Source organism: Streptosporangium sp. NPDC003464, from assembly GCF_053588315.1.
In genome coordinates, this window is the sequence record NZ_JBSFPS010000227.1 from 1 (window position 1) to 17,325 (window position 17,325).

Here is a 17,325-nt window from a genome sequence, read left to right on the forward strand (position 1 = left end):
GCCAGGTCCGGGTGCGCTGCAACGTCGGCGGCGTCCCCCTCGCTGGCTGCCTGCAGAAGGTCCTGGAGCCGCCGATGCGCCGGTCCGGCGGGCAGGAGGCACAGCCGCTGCCGCCGGCGCCTTCACGGCCTGTCACATGACCTAGTCCATGACGACGACCTGGCGCAGCACCTCGCCGGCCCGCAGCGCGGCCACGGCGTCGTTGAGGTCGGCGAGCTTGATGCGGGCGCTGATCATGCTCTCCAGGTCGAGCTTGCCCGCCTTGTACAGCTCGGCGAAGAACGGGAAGTCACGGCGGACGTCCGACCCGCCGTACATCGAGCTGAAGATGTTCTTGCCCTCGAACAGCAGGTTGAAGGCGCTCAGCGGGACGGTGTCGTCCATCGCGCCCGCGCCCACCACGATCACGTCGCCGCCGCGGCGGGTGGCCTGCCAGGCGGTCATGATGGCGGCGGACTTGCCGACGGCCTCGAAGCCGTAGTCGAATCCCCGGCCGCCGGTCAGCGACCCGAGCGCGTCCATGAGCTGGTCGGGGGTGATGGCGTGGGTGGCTCCGACCTGCTTGGCCAGCGCGTGCTTGGACTCCAGCGGGTCGATCGCCAGGATCGTGGTCGCGCCGGAGATCCGAGCCCCCTGGATCACCGACAGGCCGATACCGCCGCAGCCGACCACGGCCACGGTCGAGCCCGCCCTCACCCGGGCGGTGTTGAGCGCCGCCCCGACGCCGGTGGTGACGCCGCAGCCGATCAGCGCCGCCGCCTCGTAGGGCACCTCGGGGTCGATCTTGATCGCGCCCTGCCAGGGCACGATGATCTCCTCGGACCAGGTGCCGCACCCGGACATGCCGAACGCCGGAGTGTCGCCGCCGTAGCGGAAGCGGGCGTTGACGAAGCTGTCCATTATGTAGGTCATGCACAGGAACGGCTGGTTCACCAGGCAGTTGGCGCAGGTGCCGCAGGCGGGGGCCCAGTTGATGATGACGTGGTCGCCGGGCTGGACCGTGGTCACGTGGTCACCGACCTCGACGACCTCACCCGCCCCCTCGTGACCGGGGAGGACGGGGAGCGGCATGGGCAGCACCCCGCTGATCACCGACAGGTCGGAGTGGCAGACGCCGGTCGCCTTGATCTTGACGCGGACGTCCGTCGGGCCCGTCGGGGTGAGGGTGAAGTCGTCGCGGATGTCGAGCTTGTCGTCGCCGACGGCATGCAGAAGCGCACCACGCATTGGGGGTCCTCCTAGTTCTCCTCAAGGGAGAGGGCGGCTTTGGGACAGGACCGCACGGCGTGCCGGACACGGTCCATCATCTCCGGCGGCGGCTCAGGCAGCAGCAGGTGCAGCTGGTCGTCGTCGTCGAGCTCGAAGACCTCCGGGGCGAGTCCTGTGCAGACCGCGTTGGCCTCGCAGACCAGATAGTCGACCTTCACTTTCATGTGAGCCTCCTAGACCGGGATGGTGAGCTTACGGTGATCCCATGAGATCACTCGAGTGGGCTCCACCACGAAGGCGACCCTCTTGCGGCCGGTGTGGGCGACATACTCCGTGAGGAGCTCCTCGGCGTCAGGCATTCCCGCCATCCGCCGGGAGACGTTCATGCCGACCTCAAGGATGCCCTCGGAGTCGTCGATCCGCCGGGCGACGCCGTACACCAGGACACCGCGCAGGTCGGAGTATTCGTCGCCGGCCTCGATCAGGCAGCTCACCCGGGCGTCCCGCTGGATGTTGAGCGCCTTCTGGGCCTTCCCGTAGGTCCAGAACGAGATCCGGCCCCCGGACAGCCCGTAGAACATGGTCACCAGGTGCGGTGTCCCGTCAGGGTTGACCGTGCCGAGCTGGAGCTTCCGCGATTCGGCGATGAAGGCGGTGATCTCGTCCTCGGTCATCACGATGCGAGCGCGCTGGTTCACGGTGCAAAGTAGAACACGTTCCATAAGGTCGGGCAAGGGCCGTTCGGAATGTTGTTCGGTCTAGGTAGTCTGCTCCGATGAGCGACGCGACCATGCCTGCCGACCTGCTGTACGCGGCCCAGCGTGCCAAGGGTTTCATGCCCCACGCCGAGGGTCTCGCCCTGTTCGAGACCGCCGTCGAGTACGGCCCGCGCGGGCCGATCTGCGAGATCGGCACCTACTGCGGCAAGTCCGCCGTCTACCTCGGCGCGGCGGCCAGGCAGACCGGTTCCGTCGTCTTCACCGTCGACCACCATCGGGGCTCGGAGGAGATCCAGCCGGGCTGGGCGCACCACGATCCCACGCTGGTGGACCCCCGCTTCGGCAAGATGGACTCGCTGCCCACCTTCCGCGCCACGATCGCCTCCGCCGGTCTGGAGGAGGAGGTCGTCGCGATCGTCGGCCGGTCGGAGCGGGTCGCCGGGCTGTGGAGGACCCCGCTGGGGATGCTCTTCATCGACGGCGGCCACTCCGAGGAACCGGTGACCAAGGACTACGAAGGATGGGCCCCGCACGTCGTCCAGGGCGGCGCGCTGGTCTTCCACGACATCTACCCCGACCCCGCGACGGGCGGGCAGGCGCCCTACCACGTCTACCAGCGGGTCCTGGCCTCCGGCGCGTTCAAGGAGGTCAGGCAGGAGGGGTCGCTGCGGGTGCTGGAGCGGGTCGGCCCCGGCATCGGCTGACCTCATCGCTCCCCGGTCACGATGGAGACCGCGACCGGCTCCTGCACGCCCCTGACCCGGACCACCACCGAGGCGATCAGGTCGGAGCCGGCCCGCAGCAGCAGCCAGCCGTCCTCATGACCTCCCACGACGGTGAGCGGCGCCGACGGCGGGCGGTCCGCCCGGGACAGGCACTGGACGGCCGTCCAGATCCGGGCGGTCACGGTCTCCTCGGGCTCGTCGCAGCACAGCCGTAGCTCGTCGATCAGCGGGGCGAACGCCGGTCCCAGGGTCCCGCTCGCCCCGCCCACCCGCTCCCAGGCACAGTGGGCCGGGGCGTCCACGCCGAGCACGAGATCGCCCAGCCGGCTGCGGGAGGTCCCGCCGTCCATGGTCACGTGGAGCGCCGGATCGAGGCCGAGGGCGATCGCGGCCCGTTGCAGGTAGACGGCCAGCAGGTTCGGCGGCCACGGGTCACGCCGGGGGATCGGGCCGACGTCCTTCAGCCGCAGTCCGGTCCACGCCGCCACCAGCCGCCCGCGCACGTCGGTGGCGGTGACGTCCCAGACGTACTCGCCCCCGTCGTGGTGGCGCTCGGTGGCGTGCAGCCGGACGTCCCCCTGGGACGGGCGGACCACCAGCCGCTCGCCGCCGACCGGCAGCAGCCGCCGGTGCGGCACGCACGCCTGCAGCGCGTGGATCGTGGCATCGCTCAGCCCCGGGCTGCCCAGCACCGGCCTGCCCTCGAACCAGCCGTCCGGGCCGTCGCCCTGCAGCTCGCCCCGGCACCCCCGCGCCTCGACGAGGGTGAGCTCCCTGACCCGCTGGAACCGGCCGGTGTGGAAGCACAGCGCGCCGTACAGCTCCCCGGCGTCCAGCGGCTCGGTGCCGTCCCGGTTCAGCTGCGGCACGGCGAGCGTCTCGTCGGCCGGGTCCACCGGGAACACGGCCCTGAAGTGGTCGACGTGGAATCCCGTCTCCTCGCTGCGGACCACCACCTCGACGCTCTGCCCGTGCCGGAGCGCGCACACCCGGATCGTGGTGCCGCCCTCGTCGGGCACGACCACCGGCCGGTCGAACGTCATCTGCCCGGCCTCGTCCAGCGGCCGCCCCGCCAGCACCCCCGCGGCCTGCGCCATCGCCTCCAGCGCCACCACCGCGGGCAGCACCGCCAGCCCGTCGATCCGGTGGTCGTCCAGGTAGGCGTCGCTCTTGAGCGACAGGCGGCTGTCGGCGACCAGCTCCACCCCGGGGACGTGCACGCGCACCTCGTCGAGGAAGCGGCCCCCTCCCTGGCAGGGGGCCGCGGGCCCGTCCAGCCTGCCGTGGACGGCCACGCCGGACGGCAGGTCCCCGCTCCTGAGCAGCGTGAGGAACAGCTCCGTCCCCTCCCGCGGCGTGAGAACCGTCGCGTCCGCGCCGCCCGGGGGCCCGGCCGGCCCCGGTCCGGAGCCGTCGACGGCCCACGCCGGCCAGTCGACGTGCAGCCCGCCGATCCTCCCGACCCGGTCGCGCACCAGCCCGCAGGCCAGCGCCCGGCGGCTCTCGCCCGCCATGCCGTACCGGCCGGCCACCGATCCGAACGTCACGACGTGCCGGGGCGCGGCCGCGGCGAGCAGGTTGTCCAGGCCGGTCAGCTCGGAGGTGACGTGCCGCGCGAAGTCCTCGGCCGTGAGGTCGGCGAACCGGCCCGACCGGCCGCCGCCCGTCGAGTGGATCACCATGGTGACCGGCCCCAGCGTGCTCTCCAGCTCCCGTACGGCGCGCCCCACCTCCGCGGCGTCACCGAGGTCCGCCGCCGCGTAGCCGTGCCGGATCCCCCTGGCGGCGAGCTTCTCCGGATCTCCGGCCGCCACCGCTCCGGGGCCCGGCCGCTCCCGCCCGAGCAGGGCCAGCGCGCACCCGCTCGCCTCGGCCAGCGCCACGGCACAGGCGGACCCGATCCCCTCGTTGTCCCCGCTGACCAGCACCACGTCCGCGGGGCCCACCGGGAGCGGCCCCTGCCCGTCGAGGGCGAGCGGCATCCTGCCGCCCGGGTGCCCGGCGCCCAGGTCGAGGCCGGGATGCTCCAGCCGCAGCGACGCCAGGAACCCGGACAGGGCGTCGCCCTCGCAGACCACGGTCAGCCCCTCGCGGCCCGCGATCGCCTCATGGACCGCCGTGACCAGGGTCTCGACCGCCCCGGGCCGGAGCGGGTCGCCGATCACGACCCGCCTGCCCGGACTCTTCCGGGCCTCCGTCCGCGGCCGGGTGCCGGGACGTCCCTTCCCGGTCGTGGGAGCGGCCCCGGCCACCGCGGGACCGGCCCCGGTCGCCACGGGGGCGGCCCGGCCGCCGGCCTCCGGATCCTCGGCGAAGCACCTCACCCAGCGCGCCACCCCGGCCACCGGCCCGGCGCCGGCCCGCTCCCGGGGCGCCTCCGCACGGGTCTCCTGCCGGGCGCCGCCGTGCGGGACGGACGCGCACGGGCCGGCGACGAAGACGCGGTCGCGCCAGATGTCGACGGGACGGGCCGGGAGGTCACCGTAGAGGGCGGTGAGGTCCGGGACCATCATGGCCGCCCAGAGAGCGGCGGCGGTCTCGGCCGAGGGGGCCCCGGCGGGGAGGGACGGGGCGGGGAGGGACGGGGCGGGGAGGGAGGGGGCGGCACCGGCTTCCGGACCCGGCCCGGGATAGATCCCCGGCAGGGCGGCCGGCAGGCCGGACCCCGAGGCGTCCAGCCACTCCAGGGCGGTGCCGGCCCGCTCGGCGAGCTGTTCGGCCGACCCCGCCACGATCGCGATCCGCGACGGCCCGGCGGGGGCGGTCCCCAGCGCGTGCGCGAGGTCGCACAGCTCCGCCTCCGACCACCGCGCCGCCTGGTCCGCGACACGCTCCAGCACCGGCCGCACGGCCCCGGCGTCCTCGCCCGAGAAGGCGAACACCACCGGCTCCTCCCACGAGGGCCCGTCGATCGCCCGCCGGGGCCGGACGTCCCCCGCTCCGGCGGGGAGGGGATCCGCGCCGGCCGGGCCGGGCGCGGTGAGGACGAGGTGGACGTTGACACCGCCGGAGCCCATGGCGCTCACCCCCGCGTGGCGGGGTCCGGCGGGCCACGGCTCGGGGGCGGCCAGGGCGCGCAGGGGCGCGCCGGGGGCGGTCAGGAGGGGGTGCGGGGACCGGCAGCCGGTGGTCGGGGGGAGCACGCCGGAGGCGATGCTCAGGGTGGCCTTGATCAGCCCCGCGACCCCGGCCGCCGCCTTGGTGTGCCCGATGTTGGCGCCGACGGACCCGATCGCCGCCCGCCGCGCGGTTCCGTTCACCGCCTCCTCCACGAGGCCGGTCCCGGGCGCAGTCTCCTCCGCGGGCCCGGTCCTGTTCACCGCCTCCGGAGCGGGACCTGCCCCGGGCGCCGCCCGCCGTACGGGGTCGGGCTCGGGGACCGCCTGCCGCGCGGCGTCGGAGAGGAGGCGGGTGAGCGCGGTGAGCTCGGCGGTGTCGGCGGCGGCCGTGCCGGTGCCGCTGCCCTCGAACAGGGCGACCGCGGCGGGGGAGACCCCCGCCCGCGCGTAGGCGCGGCGCAGCGCCAGGAGCCGGCCGTCGGCCTCCGGACGGGGGAGGTCGCCCCCGCCGTCGCAGGACACGCCCCAGCCGGCGATCTCCGCGTAGATCCGGGACCCGGCGGCACGGGCGTCGGCCGTACGCGCCAGGGCGACGATCCCGCAGCCCTCGCCCGGCCAGAAACCGTCCGACCGGACGTCGTAGACCCGCATCCGCTCACCGGCCAGCACGCCCGCCTTGGCCAGGCCGACCAGCTCGAACGGGTCGAGGCTGAGGTCCACGCCGCCGGCCAGGGCGAAGTCCGCGCTCCCGTCCAGCAGCGAACGGCACGCGGTGACCACCGCGAGCAGGGACGAGGCGCCGGCGCCGTCCACCGCGTATCCGCCGCCGCGCAGGCCGAAGTGGTCGCAGATGCGCGTGGCGATCGTGCCGGGCAGGCTCCCGGCCAGGCTCTCGTCGGAGATCTCGGGGAAGGGCCGCAGATACCCGGTCTCCGCCTGGGCCAGCAACCGGGCGGCCGTCTCCTGGGGGAGCTCGGCCAGGGCCGAGGCCAGTACGCGCCGCACGTACGGCCAGCGCAGCCGGAGGGCGGCGGCCCGGGAGACCTCGCCGGTCAGGGTGTTGCCGACGACCACCGTGACCCGGTCCCGGTCGAGCCCCTCCCCGCCGGGGACCCCCGCGTCCGCCAGGGCGCGGGAGGCGGTGTCCAGGGCCAGCCAGTGGGCCGGGTCGGTGACCCGGTGGACCGCCTCGGGGACGCCGAAGGCGGCCCGGTCGAACTCCCAGCCCTCGATCAGGGCGGCGCGGGTGCTGTGGGTGCGGTCGGGGGCCGACCGGTCGGGGGAGTGGTAGTCGGTCAGGTCCAGCCGCTCGACGGGCAGGCGGCGGAAGGCCCGCCGCTGCCACAGCACCGTCTCCCACAGCGCCAGCGGATCGGGCGCGTCCGGATAGGTGCAGGCCAACCCCACGATCGCGACGGACATTCGGCACACCTCTCCGGTGTTCACATGGATCATGGCTGGACGCCCGCCGGGACCTCGGGCAGGTCCCGCGCGCCGGCGGGGACGGGGACGGTGAGCGGGCGGACGCGGGCGAGCAGGGCCAGGCCCGCCCCCCGGCCGGCGCAGACGATCAAAAGGGCGGACAGCAGCCCGAACACGACGTGCAGCTGGACCAGCAGGCCGTAGACCGCCGCCACGGCCAGGCCGAACCAGACCTGGTTGCGGGGCCTCGTCGGAGTCGTGTCCAGGTCGGTGACCAGGTAGGTGGTGTAGAGGACGAACGCCGCGCCGGTCATCGGCAGCAGGGCGCCGAGCGGCGGGAGGCCGGCCGCCGCGCCCCGGACGAGCCCCTGCAGGACGGACCCGGCCGCCCAGCCCAGGGCCAGCGGCAGCCTCCCGGCCAGCCCGGCGTTCGCCGCGCCCAGCGCCAGCAGGGCCAGTGGCACGAGCGCGTCGAACGGCCCCGACACCCATTCGGTGAACTGGTACGGCGGCGCGGCGCCGACCCACGGCATCAGCAGCAGCACGGCGGCGGCGCCGGAGCACGGCGGGTTCAGGTAGTGCCTGCCGGGCGTGCCCGCCGCCGTGCCGGGCACCCTGACCCGCAGGACGTAGGTGCTGCCGACGCCGATGAGGACGGCCAGCGCGACCGGCGCCGGGTGCGCGCTGCCGGACAGCAGCATCGCGCACGTCAGCCCGGTGATGTAGGAGGGCAGCAGGAAGCCGGCCACCCGGCCGGGCCCCGCCCCGCGGTACCGCGCCCGGCGCCGCCACGCCCACGCCTCCACGGTCTCCAGCGCGAACTCGGCGGTCATCCCGGTGACCGCGCCCACGATCGGCGCCAGATATGCCTGCTCGAAGCCGAGCACGGTGTGCCCCAGCACCGTCACCAGGGTGATGGACCCGGCGAAATACCGGAGCGCCCTGTCGCGTTCCCGGGCGGTGGTCATGATCAGCCCATCTCCCGGGCGCGGCCGTCGGCCAGCAGGAGCCGGTGCCAGCCGGGCCGTACGGACACCGACGCGGCGTGGAGGACACCGCAGGCGTCGCGCCAGGACAGCTCGACCGGGTACGGGCCGTCCGGCGCGCCGTCGCCCAGGCCGAACAGCAGCTCCGGCGCGGAGACGCCGTTGTGCCCGTTGGCCGGGTAGAGCTGCCGGCTCAGCGTCCTCCCGCCGGGCAGGCGCACCGTGGCGGTGGCTCCGACGGCCGGCCGCGTCCGGACCCGGCCGGGCGCGGCGGAGCGGGACCGGCCGGTGCCTGACGCGACCGGGCCGACGAGCGCGGGGAGCGTCAGCCGCGGCCGCTCCAGCGGCGGGCCGGTCGGGAGAGGGCTGATGAGCGCCGAGAGCGCCGCGACGGGGTGGGGTGAGAGGAGGCCGGTGAGCCCGGGGGCGGAGCGGGACGGGAGGGGGCTGATGAGCGCGGAGAGCGCCGTGGCCGGGCCGGCTGAGGTGAGAGGCGCCGGGAGGGGGTGGGCCTGGGCCGGGAAGGGATGGGCCCGGGCGGGGGCCGTGACGCAGGGACCGGCGGGAAGGCGCGGGCGCAGGCCCACGAACGGCGCGGTGGCGCCGTCGTTGCGGTAGAGCGCCGAGGCGGCCCACTGGTTGGCGACCGCGAAGTCCAGCCGCCCGTCGTCGTCGACGTCACCGACGGCGAAGGACCGGCTGACCGTGTCCCCGCCGACCCCGGCGCGCCGGGCCACGTCCACGTAGCGGCCGTCGGCGCCCCGGGCGAAGAAGCTGTTGGTGTCGCGGCCCGACAGGTCGTCCCCGGCCCCGAGGCGCGGCCACAGCGCCGGCTCCCGCAGGAACAGGTCGTTGGACATCGCCGCCTCCTGCAGCTGCGCCCACCGGCTGACCTCCCCCCGGACCGCCCCGGTCGCGTGCATGATCTCGTCGGTGCCGTCGTTGTCGAAGTCGGCGGCCTTGACGTCCCAGGACCAGCCGGTACGGCCCAGCCCCAGCTCCTCGCCGCGGTCGTCGTAGGGCGCGTGGCCCCCGTGCAGCCCGCCCGGCCGGGAGACGAAGGCGAAGTTGCTCTCGTGCAGCGCGTAGTCCTCGGTGAGGTTGCTGACCAGGATGTCCGGTGTGCCGTCGGCGTTGAGATCGGTGAAGCCGACCCCCATGCCCTTGAAGGAGTCCTGGCCGACCACGCGGGACTTGGGCGTGGCCAGGTGCCGGGTGCCGCGCGCCTCCCGGAAGCTGATCCTGCCGGGCGCGGACTCGTTGACCAGCAGCTCGTCCGGGCCGAAGTCGTTGGCCACGTACAGCTCGGGCAGCCCGTCGCCGTCCAGGTCCTGGGCGCCCAGCGCGAGCGTCCACCCCCTGCCCCCGGACTCGCCGAACGCCCCTTCGGCCTCGGCGAACCGGGCGGGCCCCGTCGCCCGGTAGAGCCGGTCGGCACCCCCGTCCCCGGCGTCGGACAGCGAGCCGGGCAGCACGATGTCACCGTGGTCGCCGGTGTCGTCCAGCACCCTGGCGCCGTCCGGGAAGTAGTTGCCGAAGACCAGGTCGAGGCGGCCGTCGCCGTCGAAGTCACCGGCCGTGGCGGCGCTGGTGTTCCAGACCTCCGGCCGCGGGGTCAGGTCACGGTGGCGGAAGGCCGCCCCGGACGGCGGGACCCCGGGCACACGCAGGAACAGCGAGGGGGAGCGGCCCCAGTAGTAGACGACCAGGTCCTGCCAGCCGTCCTGGTCGAGGTCGGCCGGCAGGCACCCCGTCGGCGCCTCGTACGGCATCCGCCCCGGCGCGGACAGCGTGAACGGCCGGTAGTGCCGGGGCGTCCCCGGCGCGGGGCTCACGGTCACCGTGTCATGACGCGGGTCGACCAGGCACACGTCGTCGGAGACGACCGCGTTGTCGACGTCGAACAGCGCGACCCCCGCGCCCGTCGAGGAGACCCAGGCCCGGAGGTTCCGGTAGCCCGGCGCGACCGGCCGGAGGCTCCGGTCGCCCGGCCGGTCGGCCGGGCCGAGGCGGCTGGCGGCGAAGGAGAAGCCCGCGGCGGCCTCCACCGTGGAGGCACGCGGGGGGCCGGTCAGCAGCCAGCCGGCGGCGCAGGCCGCCAGGGCCAGCGCTCCTGCCGCGCACCTGCGGATCCCCGGCACCGCTTTCACGACTCCCCGAGCTGTGGTCATGAGTCGCGGTTGCGCCGCGCCCAGGTCTTCCTGATCCCCGCCCGCCAAGCCTGGTAGTGGTCGCCGCTGTGCGCGTTGTGCCCCAGGGCGATGAGCGCGGTGTCGGTCCAGCCGGCGGCCTCGTCGACGTCCGCCCCGCACAGCGCGGGCGCGGCGGCGGCCGTGTGCTCGGGCACGGTCCCGGAGATCAGCCTTGCGGCGCAGGCGGAGGCGCTGCCCTGGACGAGGTGGGCGCGGAAGCCGTCCTCGGCCGCCGCCGCGCCCAGCCGTTCCAGCTCGGCGGCGCCCGCCCCGCCGGTGTACGTGGCGGCCATGCCCACACCGCTCCACAGGTCGGCGCGGCGGCCCGGAGGGAATTCGGCGATGCGGAGGATGACGTCGTCCACGCCCGCGCACTCGTGGAACCAGAGCATCCGGCCCAGTCCCTGATCGAAGATCGCCCGGCGCGTCCGGTCCATCAGTCCGGCCGTACGCTGCCGCCCGACCGTCCGGTCGGTGGCGAAGAAGCCCTGGTGGAAACCGAAGCCGTCGAAGGCCAGCCAGCGCAGCAGCGGGTGGACCGAGCGGATGCCCCACATCGGCCGCATGCGCAGCCGGGCGTACGCCCAGCCGGTGCCCAGGTGGATCATGTGCGGATGGCGCATGCCGGGCCCGTTGAGCAGGCCCCTCAGCCGCCGGCCGCCGGTGGCCGTCAGCACGTCCAGGGTCGCGCAGGCCGCTCCCGCGCCCCCGTAGGCGTATCCGCGCAGCTCGTCGTGGATGTCGTCGATCCGCTCGACCTCACCGGCGATCACCGCGTTGTAGCCCGTCAGGAACGACCGGCCCGAGTTCTCCAGCCGCTCACGGGCCGGTCCCAGCCGGAACCGGCGCGGCCCGGAGTCGGCCCGGGCGAGGTCCTGCCAGAGCAGACTCGTCAGGCCCCGTGGTCTGGTCAGCTCCAGCTCCGCCGGGTCCATGAGGGTGGGGGCGTCCGGAGCCGACAGGGCCGGAGTGGCCGGAGCGGCCGGAGTGGCCGGGAGTGGGGTGCCCGGGGAAGAAGGGGCGACCGGAGTCGAGGTGGCCGGGGACGCAGGGAGTGCCGGGGATGCAGGGAGTGGGGTGCCCGGGGAAGGGGCGGCCGAGGCTGATGCTGCCGGGGCGACCGGGAGTGGGACGACCGGGAGCGGGGCGGTCGGCATGTCCAGGGATGGGACGGCCGGGGCGGTCGGCATGTCCAGGGATGGGACGGCCAGGGCGGCCGGCGTGTCCAGGGATGGGACGGTGGGGGTGGCCGGAGACGTGGAGGCCGGGGCGGCGGGAGACGCGGTGGCCGGGGAGGCCGGCTCCGGCACGTCGTCGGACGGCGCCTCCGGATCGGGGGCCGCGCCGGAGAACCACCCCTCCTCGGGGGCCTCCCCGGTGCCGGGGACCCGGGCCACGTCGGGGGCCTTCGCCGCGGAGACCTCCTCGGCTCCGTCACTCTGAGCTGTTGTCCGGGTGCCCTCCGCATTGCTCACAGGCTCGAACGTAGTAAGCCGCATTCGGCCCTTCAAGCACCGCGTTTCGGGTTCCGGGCAAAGAAAGCGTTAGATCCCGGGTGGTCCCGTCAGGCCCGCGGGCCCGTCGACGGGATCACGGACACGGGTCACCGGCTCCGGGTCCGCGCGGGAAACAGACCCGGGCCCGTGAGCGGCACGGGCTCGGTCCGGAATGTCACGCCTGGGTCCGCGCGGGAAACAGACCCGGGCCCGTGAGCGGCACGGGCTCGGTCCGGAATGTCACGCCCAGGTCCGTGCGGGGCACGGACTCCGGTCCCGTAGGTGCCACAGGCCCAAGTCCTGAGCGGCACGGGCTCGGTCCGGAATGCCATGGCCCGCGCCTGTGCGGGGCACGGGCTCAGGTCCGCGAGGGGGCGTGGCTGCAGCCGCAGGCCGCCGTGGGGCGGTCGGTCACGTGACTGCCCGCGTCCCGGAAGATGCCCGCGGCGGGGGTGTGCCCGGTCAGCGCGTCGGAGGCCAGCACCACGGCGGCCGCGGTGTAGGCGGAGCGCTCGTGCGGGAAGTGCTTGCCGTTCACGAACTGCCAGCCGGTCCAGTAGGAGCCGTCCTCGTGCCGGAGGTGCTGCATGTCGGCGAAGAGCTTCAGCGCCCGGTCCCGCTCGCCCAGGGCGTCCAGGGCGAGCACCAGCTCGCATGACTCGGCGCCGGTCACCCACGGCTGGTCGGAGACGCAGCGGATGCCGAGGCCCGGCTCCACGAACGTGTCCCACTCCTCGGCCAGCCGCGCCTGGGCGGCCGGGCCGCGGAGCGCGCCGCCGAGGATCGGGTAGTACCAGTCCATCGAGAAGCGGCTCTTGTCGGCGAACGCCTCGGGATGGGCGGCGAGCACGTGGCCGAGCTGGTCGGCCGCGAGCTCCCAGTCGGGCTGCGGATCGCCCAGCCGCTCACCCAGCAGCACGCCGCTGCGGAGCCCCTGGTAAACGGAGGAGCAGCCGGTCAGCAGGGCGTAGCGGGCGGGCGTGCCGTCGGCCGCCCGCTCCCAGACGATCTCACCCCGGGTGGTCTGCAGTTCGACCACGAAGTCCAGCGCCGCCCGGACGACCGGCCACATCTCGCGGGCGAATCCGTCGTCCCCGGTGACCAGCAGCTCATGCCAGACGCCGACCGCGACATATGCGGCGTGGTTGGACTCCCCGCCCTGCTCGACCGCCCTGCCGCCGACCAGCTTCATCGGCCAGGAGCCGTCGGCCCGCTGCGTGCGGACCAGCCAGTCGTAACCCTTGCGGGCCGGTCCGGAGAGCCCCGCCACGCTCATCGCCATCAGGCATTCGACGTGGTTCCAGGCGTCCACGTGTCCCTCGGGCCACGGGATACCGCCGTCGGCCTCCTGCACGTCCGCGATGCTCTGAGCGGTCTGGACGACCTGCTCCCACTCCAACCGGTCGCTCACCGCTCCCCATTCGCTCCGCGGTCCGCCCCGTCCCTCCGCGGCCCACTGCGCCCGCCGCGTCGGATCCGCTCCCAGTAGATCATGCGGGTTTCCGCACGTAGAGCACCACGCTCTTGCCGATGAGCGGGTTGAGCAGCGCCTCGGCGATCCTGGTCGCGGCCGGGCGCTTCATGATGTCCCAGACCAGGATCTCGTGGTAGGCCTTGGCCAGCGGGTGGTCGTCGTTGTTGACGCCGACCGCGCACTTGATCCACCAGTACGGCGCGTGCAGGCCGTGGGCGTGGTGGTGCGGGCCGATCTCCATGCCGATCGACTTCAGCTTGGCGCTCAGCTCGGCCAGCGTGTAGATGCGGACGTGCCCGCCGGGGGCGGTGTGGTAGGCCTCGTCCAGCGCCCAGCAGATCCGCTCCGGCAGGAAGCTCGGCACGGTGATGGCCGCCCGGCCGCCCGGCTTGAGCACCCGGAAGATCTCCCGCATCGCGGCCATGTCGTCGGGGATGTGCTCCAGCACCTCGGCCGCGATCACCCGGTCGAAGCTGGCGTCCTCGAACGGCATCTTGAGCGCGTCGCCGGTCACGGTCTCGGCCGTCGCGCCCGCGGGCACCTCACCGGCCTTGTCCATCGCGGCGAACATGCTCGCCACGCCCTCCAGCTCCTCGGCGTCCATGTCGAAGGCCACGACGTCGGCGCCCCGGCGCAGCACCTCGAACGCATGCCGTCCGCCGCCGCAGCCCAGGTCCAGAACTCGGGTTCCGGGCCCCACGGGCAACCGGCCGAAGTCGACAGTCAGCACTCGCCGCTCCTCTTGAGCCTTTTGAGATGTTCGGTTTGAGATCCGGTCACTTCGCCCGGCGGGCCTGGATGGCCTCGTGGTAGGCCTCCACGGTCCGCTGGGCGACGACGTTCCAGGTGTAGCGCTCCATGACCCGCTCGTAGCCCTTCCTGCCCACCGCGGCCCGCTCCTCCGGGGAGTCGTGCAGCCGGCGCAGGACGGCGGCCAGTTCCTCGGGGTCGCCGGGGGCCACCTGGACGGCCGCGTCGCCGACCACCTCGGGCAGAGCGCCGGTACGGCTGGCGACCAGCGGGGTGCCGCAGGCCATGTGCTCGACGGCCGGCAGCGAGAAGCCCTCGTAGAGCGAGGGCACGACCGAGATCTCGGAGGTGGCGATCAGCTCGCCCAGCTCGGTGTCGGAGATGCCGTGCACGAACCGGACCCGGTCGTGCAGGGAGAGCTCGGCGACCAGCTTCTCGGTCGGGCCGCCGGGGGTGGGCTTGCTGACCACGGTCAGGTTGACGTCGCGCTCGGTGGCGAGCTTCGCCACCGCGCGCAGCAGCGTCGCCACGCCCTTCATCGGGGAGTCGGCGCTGGCCACCGCGACGATCGAGCCGGGCCGCTTGGGCATCTCGGGGCGCGGGTGGAAGTAGCGGGTGTCCACGCCGAGCGGGATGAGCCGCATGTTGGCCTGGGGCACGTTGAAGTCGCGGTGGATGTCGGCGAGGGAGGACTCGCTGACGGTCAGGATCGGGTTCAGCCGGGGAGCGACCTTGGCCTGCATCCGCACGAAGCCGTACCACCGTCTGAGCGAGAGCTTCTTGCGCAGCGGCGCGGCCTTCAGCTCGATCCGGCGGTCCACGCTGATCGGGTGGTGGATGGTGCCGACCACGGGGAACAGCTTCTGGATGCCGAGCAGGCCGTAGCCGAGCGTCTGGTTGTCCTGCACGACGTCGAAGTCGCCGACGCGCTTGCTCAGCTCGCGGCGCGCCCGGAGAGTGAAGGTCAGCGGCTCGGGGAACCCGGCGGTCCACATGGTCGCGACCTCTAGACAGTCGATCCAGTCGCGGTACTCACCCAGCTTGGGGGTGCGGAAGGGGTCCTCGTCGCGGTAGAGGTCCAGGCTGGGGACCTTGTTGAGGATGACGCCCTCGTCGAGCTCCGGGTACGGCTGGCCGGAGAAGACCTCGACGTGGTGCCCGAGGGCGACCAGTTCCCGGCTGAGGTGACGCAGGTAGACGCCCTGGCCGCCGCAGGTCGGCTTGCTGCGGTAGGACAGCAGCGCGACCCGCAGTGAGTCCGCACCTGGCACGGCAACCCCTTCCTCACCCTGTCCGGAAGGGGACAGGTACCGTGAAAGATGACCTTCGTAGTCGGACCCTACCATTCGGGAGCTCTCTTGGACCGGAGGTGTAATTGTTCCCAGAACAATTCGCACAGGGCCCGAACTGCGGAGTTAGGCTGACCGAGTATGATTCGGTGAAACGCGTTCTAGTCGTGGTGTGACCGACATGGTGCCCATCTATGGGCATGGCGGTACATTCGCCAATCAGCGGTACGAGGTCCGCTCGACGAACAAGGAGGACGCGTTGGCCAGGCGCGCACTGATCACCGGTATCACCGGGCAGGACGGTTCCTATCTGGCCGAGTGCCTGCTGAATCAGGGATACGAGGTGTGGGGTCTGGCCCGCGGGCAGGCCAACCCGCGCGTCTCCCGGGTGCGCAAGCTCCTGCAGGACGTCCAGCTCGTCCGCGGCGACCTGCTCGACCAGGGCTCGCTGATCTCCGCCGTGGAGAAGGTCCAGCCGGACGAGGTCTACAACCTGGGGGCCATCTCGTTCGTCCCGATGTCGTGGGAGCAGGCCGAGCTCACCGCCGAGGTGACGGGCATGGGCGTGCTGCGCATGCTGGAGGCCATCCGGGTCTGCTCGGGCATCTCGTCCTCGCGGACGGCCGCCGGATCGGGGCAGATCCGCTTCTACCAGGCGTCCTCGTCGGAGATGTTCGGACAGGTCCGCGAGACCCCGCAGACCGAGATCACCCCCTTCCACCCCCGCTCGCCGTACGGCGTGGCCAAGGCGTACGGCCACTTCCTGACCCAGAACTACCGCGAGTCGTACGGCATGTACGCGGTGTCGGGGATCCTGTTCAACCACGAGTCCCCGCGCCGGGGCGCGGAGTTCGTCACCCGCAAGGTGAGCCTCGGCGTGGCCAGGATCAAGCTCGGCATCGCCTCCGAGCTGCGCCTGGGCAACATGGAGGCGCGCCGCGACTGGGGCTACGCGGGCGACTACGTCCGCGCGATGCACCTGATGCTCCAGGCGGACGAGCCGGAGGACTACGTGATCGGCACCGGCCGTACCCACAGCGTCCGCGAGCTGGTGGAGGCCGCCTTCGCCGCGGCCGGCCTCGACTGGGAGCGGTACGTGGTCGGTGACCGGTCCCTGCACCGCCCCGCCGAGGTGGACCTGCTCTGCGCCGACCCGAAGAAGGCCCGCGTCCAGCTCGGCTGGGAGCCGTCGGTCTCCTTCGAGGAGCTCGTCGCGATGATGGTCGAGTCCGACGTCAAGCTCCTGTCCGACGGCGGCGACCCCGACCAGGACTCCTCCTGGCCCTGAGCCCCGGTCCGGCCCCGGGCTCCGGCTGACTCCGGGTCTGCCGTCCGGCTCCGGCCCGGCCCCGGGCCTGCCGTCCGGCTCCGGGCTCCGGCCTGACTCCGGGCTTGCCGTCCTTGGGTGACCCCTTCCGGTCGACCTGCCTACCCTCTCCCCGTTTCACTACCTTCCGTGACGGAAATGTAGCTGTGCGTAATGGGTGGGGGACGGTGCTCCGTGCGCCTCCCCCGAGTGAGAGGTAGGACAGCGATGACCGAACAGCTGACACAGATCCCCATCTCCGTCGATGGCTCCGAGGAGGACGGCGCGCTCGCCACCGGCACGTACCACCTGTACTGGTACGGCAAGGGCCTCAAGAAGACCCGCGAGGAGGCGCGCGTTTTCGCCGCGGCCCAGGGGGAGGGCCGCCAGTTGGCCGACATCCCCTCCGACGTGTGGCGTACCAGCGCCGCCAAGTACCTCGACGGCCCGACGTGGATCTACTCCTGGAGGGGTGACCACTACGGCGACGACAACGTCGTGCTCCACCCCAGCGGGGCGATCGGCACCGTGGAGGACGGCAGCCAGCGGCTCCCCTTCCTGATCAGCTACGTGGAGTAGCGGCCGTCCCGTCCGGCGGCGCCACGATCGCGCGTCTCCGGGCGGGGTGGTCCGCGGGCCAAGAGCCTCTTGGATCTCACGGGGGGATGCGCCACGCTCAAGCGCCAAAGTGGCGAACG

General features: G+C 73.5%; 14 protein-coding genes. 4 read left to right on the plus strand and 10 right to left on the minus strand.

What is annotated here, in order from left to right; translation table 11 throughout:
* Positions 1 to 141 precede the first annotated feature (141 nt).
* From ACWDS7_RS36290 to ACWDS7_RS36300, 3 genes are read right to left on the minus strand one after another with little or no spacing between them, the layout of a single operon-like run.
* On the minus strand, positions 142 to 1,227 hold the full coding sequence (locus tag ACWDS7_RS36290; protein ID WP_451932942.1) for a Zn-dependent alcohol dehydrogenase: 1,086 nt from the start codon (positions 1,225 to 1,227) through the stop codon (positions 142 to 144).
* A gap of 11 nt (positions 1,228 to 1,238) precedes the next feature.
* On the minus strand, positions 1,239 to 1,433 hold the full coding sequence (locus ACWDS7_RS36295; protein WP_203876987.1) for a ferredoxin: 195 nt from the start codon (positions 1,431 to 1,433) through the stop codon (positions 1,239 to 1,241).
* Between the two features lie 9 nt (positions 1,434 to 1,442).
* Positions 1,443 to 1,907 (minus strand): pyridoxamine 5'-phosphate oxidase family protein, encoded by a 465-nt coding sequence (locus tag ACWDS7_RS36300; protein WP_451932943.1) that lies wholly within the window; start codon positions 1,905 to 1,907, stop codon positions 1,443 to 1,445.
* A gap of 77 nt (positions 1,908 to 1,984) precedes the next feature.
* On the opposite strand from ACWDS7_RS36300, the gene ACWDS7_RS36305 reads away from it, so the two are divergent.
* Complete coding sequence (locus ACWDS7_RS36305) at positions 1,985 to 2,632, plus strand: class I SAM-dependent methyltransferase (RefSeq protein WP_451932944.1); 648 nt, start codon at positions 1,985 to 1,987, stop codon at positions 2,630 to 2,632.
* A gap of 2 nt (positions 2,633 to 2,634) precedes the next feature.
* Here ACWDS7_RS36305 and ACWDS7_RS36310 read toward each other — a convergent pair whose 3' ends face one another.
* Genes ACWDS7_RS36310 through ACWDS7_RS36325 form a run of 4 tightly spaced genes read right to left on the minus strand, consistent with a single transcriptional unit; the run spans position 2,635 to position 11,247 of the window.
* The gene (locus ACWDS7_RS36310; protein ID WP_451932945.1) at positions 2,635 to 7,134 is read right to left on the minus strand and encodes an SDR family NAD(P)-dependent oxidoreductase; all 4,500 of its coding nucleotides are present in this window, start codon (positions 7,132 to 7,134) and stop codon (positions 2,635 to 2,637) included.
* Positions 7,135 to 7,163: 29 nt separating this feature from the next.
* Entirely contained in the window at positions 7,164 to 8,102 is a 939-nt protein-coding gene (locus tag ACWDS7_RS36315) for an enediyne biosynthesis protein UnbU (protein WP_451932946.1), read from the minus strand.
* Positions 8,103 to 8,104: 2 nt separating this feature from the next.
* On the minus strand, positions 8,105 to 10,270 hold the full coding sequence (locus ACWDS7_RS36320; protein WP_451932947.1) for an FG-GAP-like repeat-containing protein: 2,166 nt from the start codon (positions 10,268 to 10,270) through the stop codon (positions 8,105 to 8,107).
* A gap of 17 nt (positions 10,271 to 10,287) precedes the next feature.
* The gene (locus tag ACWDS7_RS36325) at positions 10,288 to 11,247 is read right to left on the minus strand and encodes a DUF1702 family protein (protein WP_451932948.1); all 960 of its coding nucleotides are present in this window, start codon (positions 11,245 to 11,247) and stop codon (positions 10,288 to 10,290) included.
* A gap of 220 nt (positions 11,248 to 11,467) precedes the next feature.
* On the opposite strand from ACWDS7_RS36325, the gene ACWDS7_RS36330 reads away from it, so the two are divergent.
* On the plus strand, positions 11,468 to 11,755 hold the full coding sequence (locus ACWDS7_RS36330; protein WP_451932949.1) for a hypothetical protein: 288 nt from the start codon (positions 11,468 to 11,470) through the stop codon (positions 11,753 to 11,755).
* Between the two features lie 411 nt (positions 11,756 to 12,166).
* Here the strand turns inward: ACWDS7_RS36330 and ACWDS7_RS36335 are convergent, their stop codons facing one another.
* The 3 genes from ACWDS7_RS36335 to ACWDS7_RS36345 form a co-directional block, all read right to left on the minus strand.
* On the minus strand, positions 12,167 to 13,219 hold the full coding sequence (locus tag ACWDS7_RS36335) for a prenyltransferase (protein ID WP_306864554.1): 1,053 nt from the start codon (positions 13,217 to 13,219) through the stop codon (positions 12,167 to 12,169).
* Positions 13,220 to 13,298: 79 nt separating this feature from the next.
* The gene (locus ACWDS7_RS36340) at positions 13,299 to 14,012 is read right to left on the minus strand and encodes a class I SAM-dependent methyltransferase (RefSeq protein ID WP_370879693.1); all 714 of its coding nucleotides are present in this window, start codon (positions 14,010 to 14,012) and stop codon (positions 13,299 to 13,301) included.
* A gap of 46 nt (positions 14,013 to 14,058) precedes the next feature.
* Complete coding sequence (locus ACWDS7_RS36345) at positions 14,059 to 15,339, minus strand: glycosyltransferase family 4 protein (protein WP_370879793.1); 1,281 nt, start codon at positions 15,337 to 15,339, stop codon at positions 14,059 to 14,061.
* A 241-nt stretch (positions 15,340 to 15,580) separates the two neighbouring features.
* On the opposite strand from ACWDS7_RS36345, the gene ACWDS7_RS36350 reads away from it, so the two are divergent.
* Positions 15,581 to 16,609 carry a GDP-mannose 4,6-dehydratase gene (locus tag ACWDS7_RS36350; protein ID WP_306864559.1) on the plus strand — a complete coding sequence of 343 codons (1,029 nt, stop codon included), beginning with the start codon at positions 15,581 to 15,583 and terminating at the stop codon, positions 16,607 to 16,609.
* Positions 16,610 to 16,855: 246 nt separating this feature from the next.
* Entirely contained in the window at positions 16,856 to 17,206 is a 351-nt protein-coding gene (locus ACWDS7_RS36355) for a hypothetical protein (protein WP_451932950.1), read from the plus strand.
* Positions 17,207 to 17,325 lie beyond the last annotated feature (119 nt).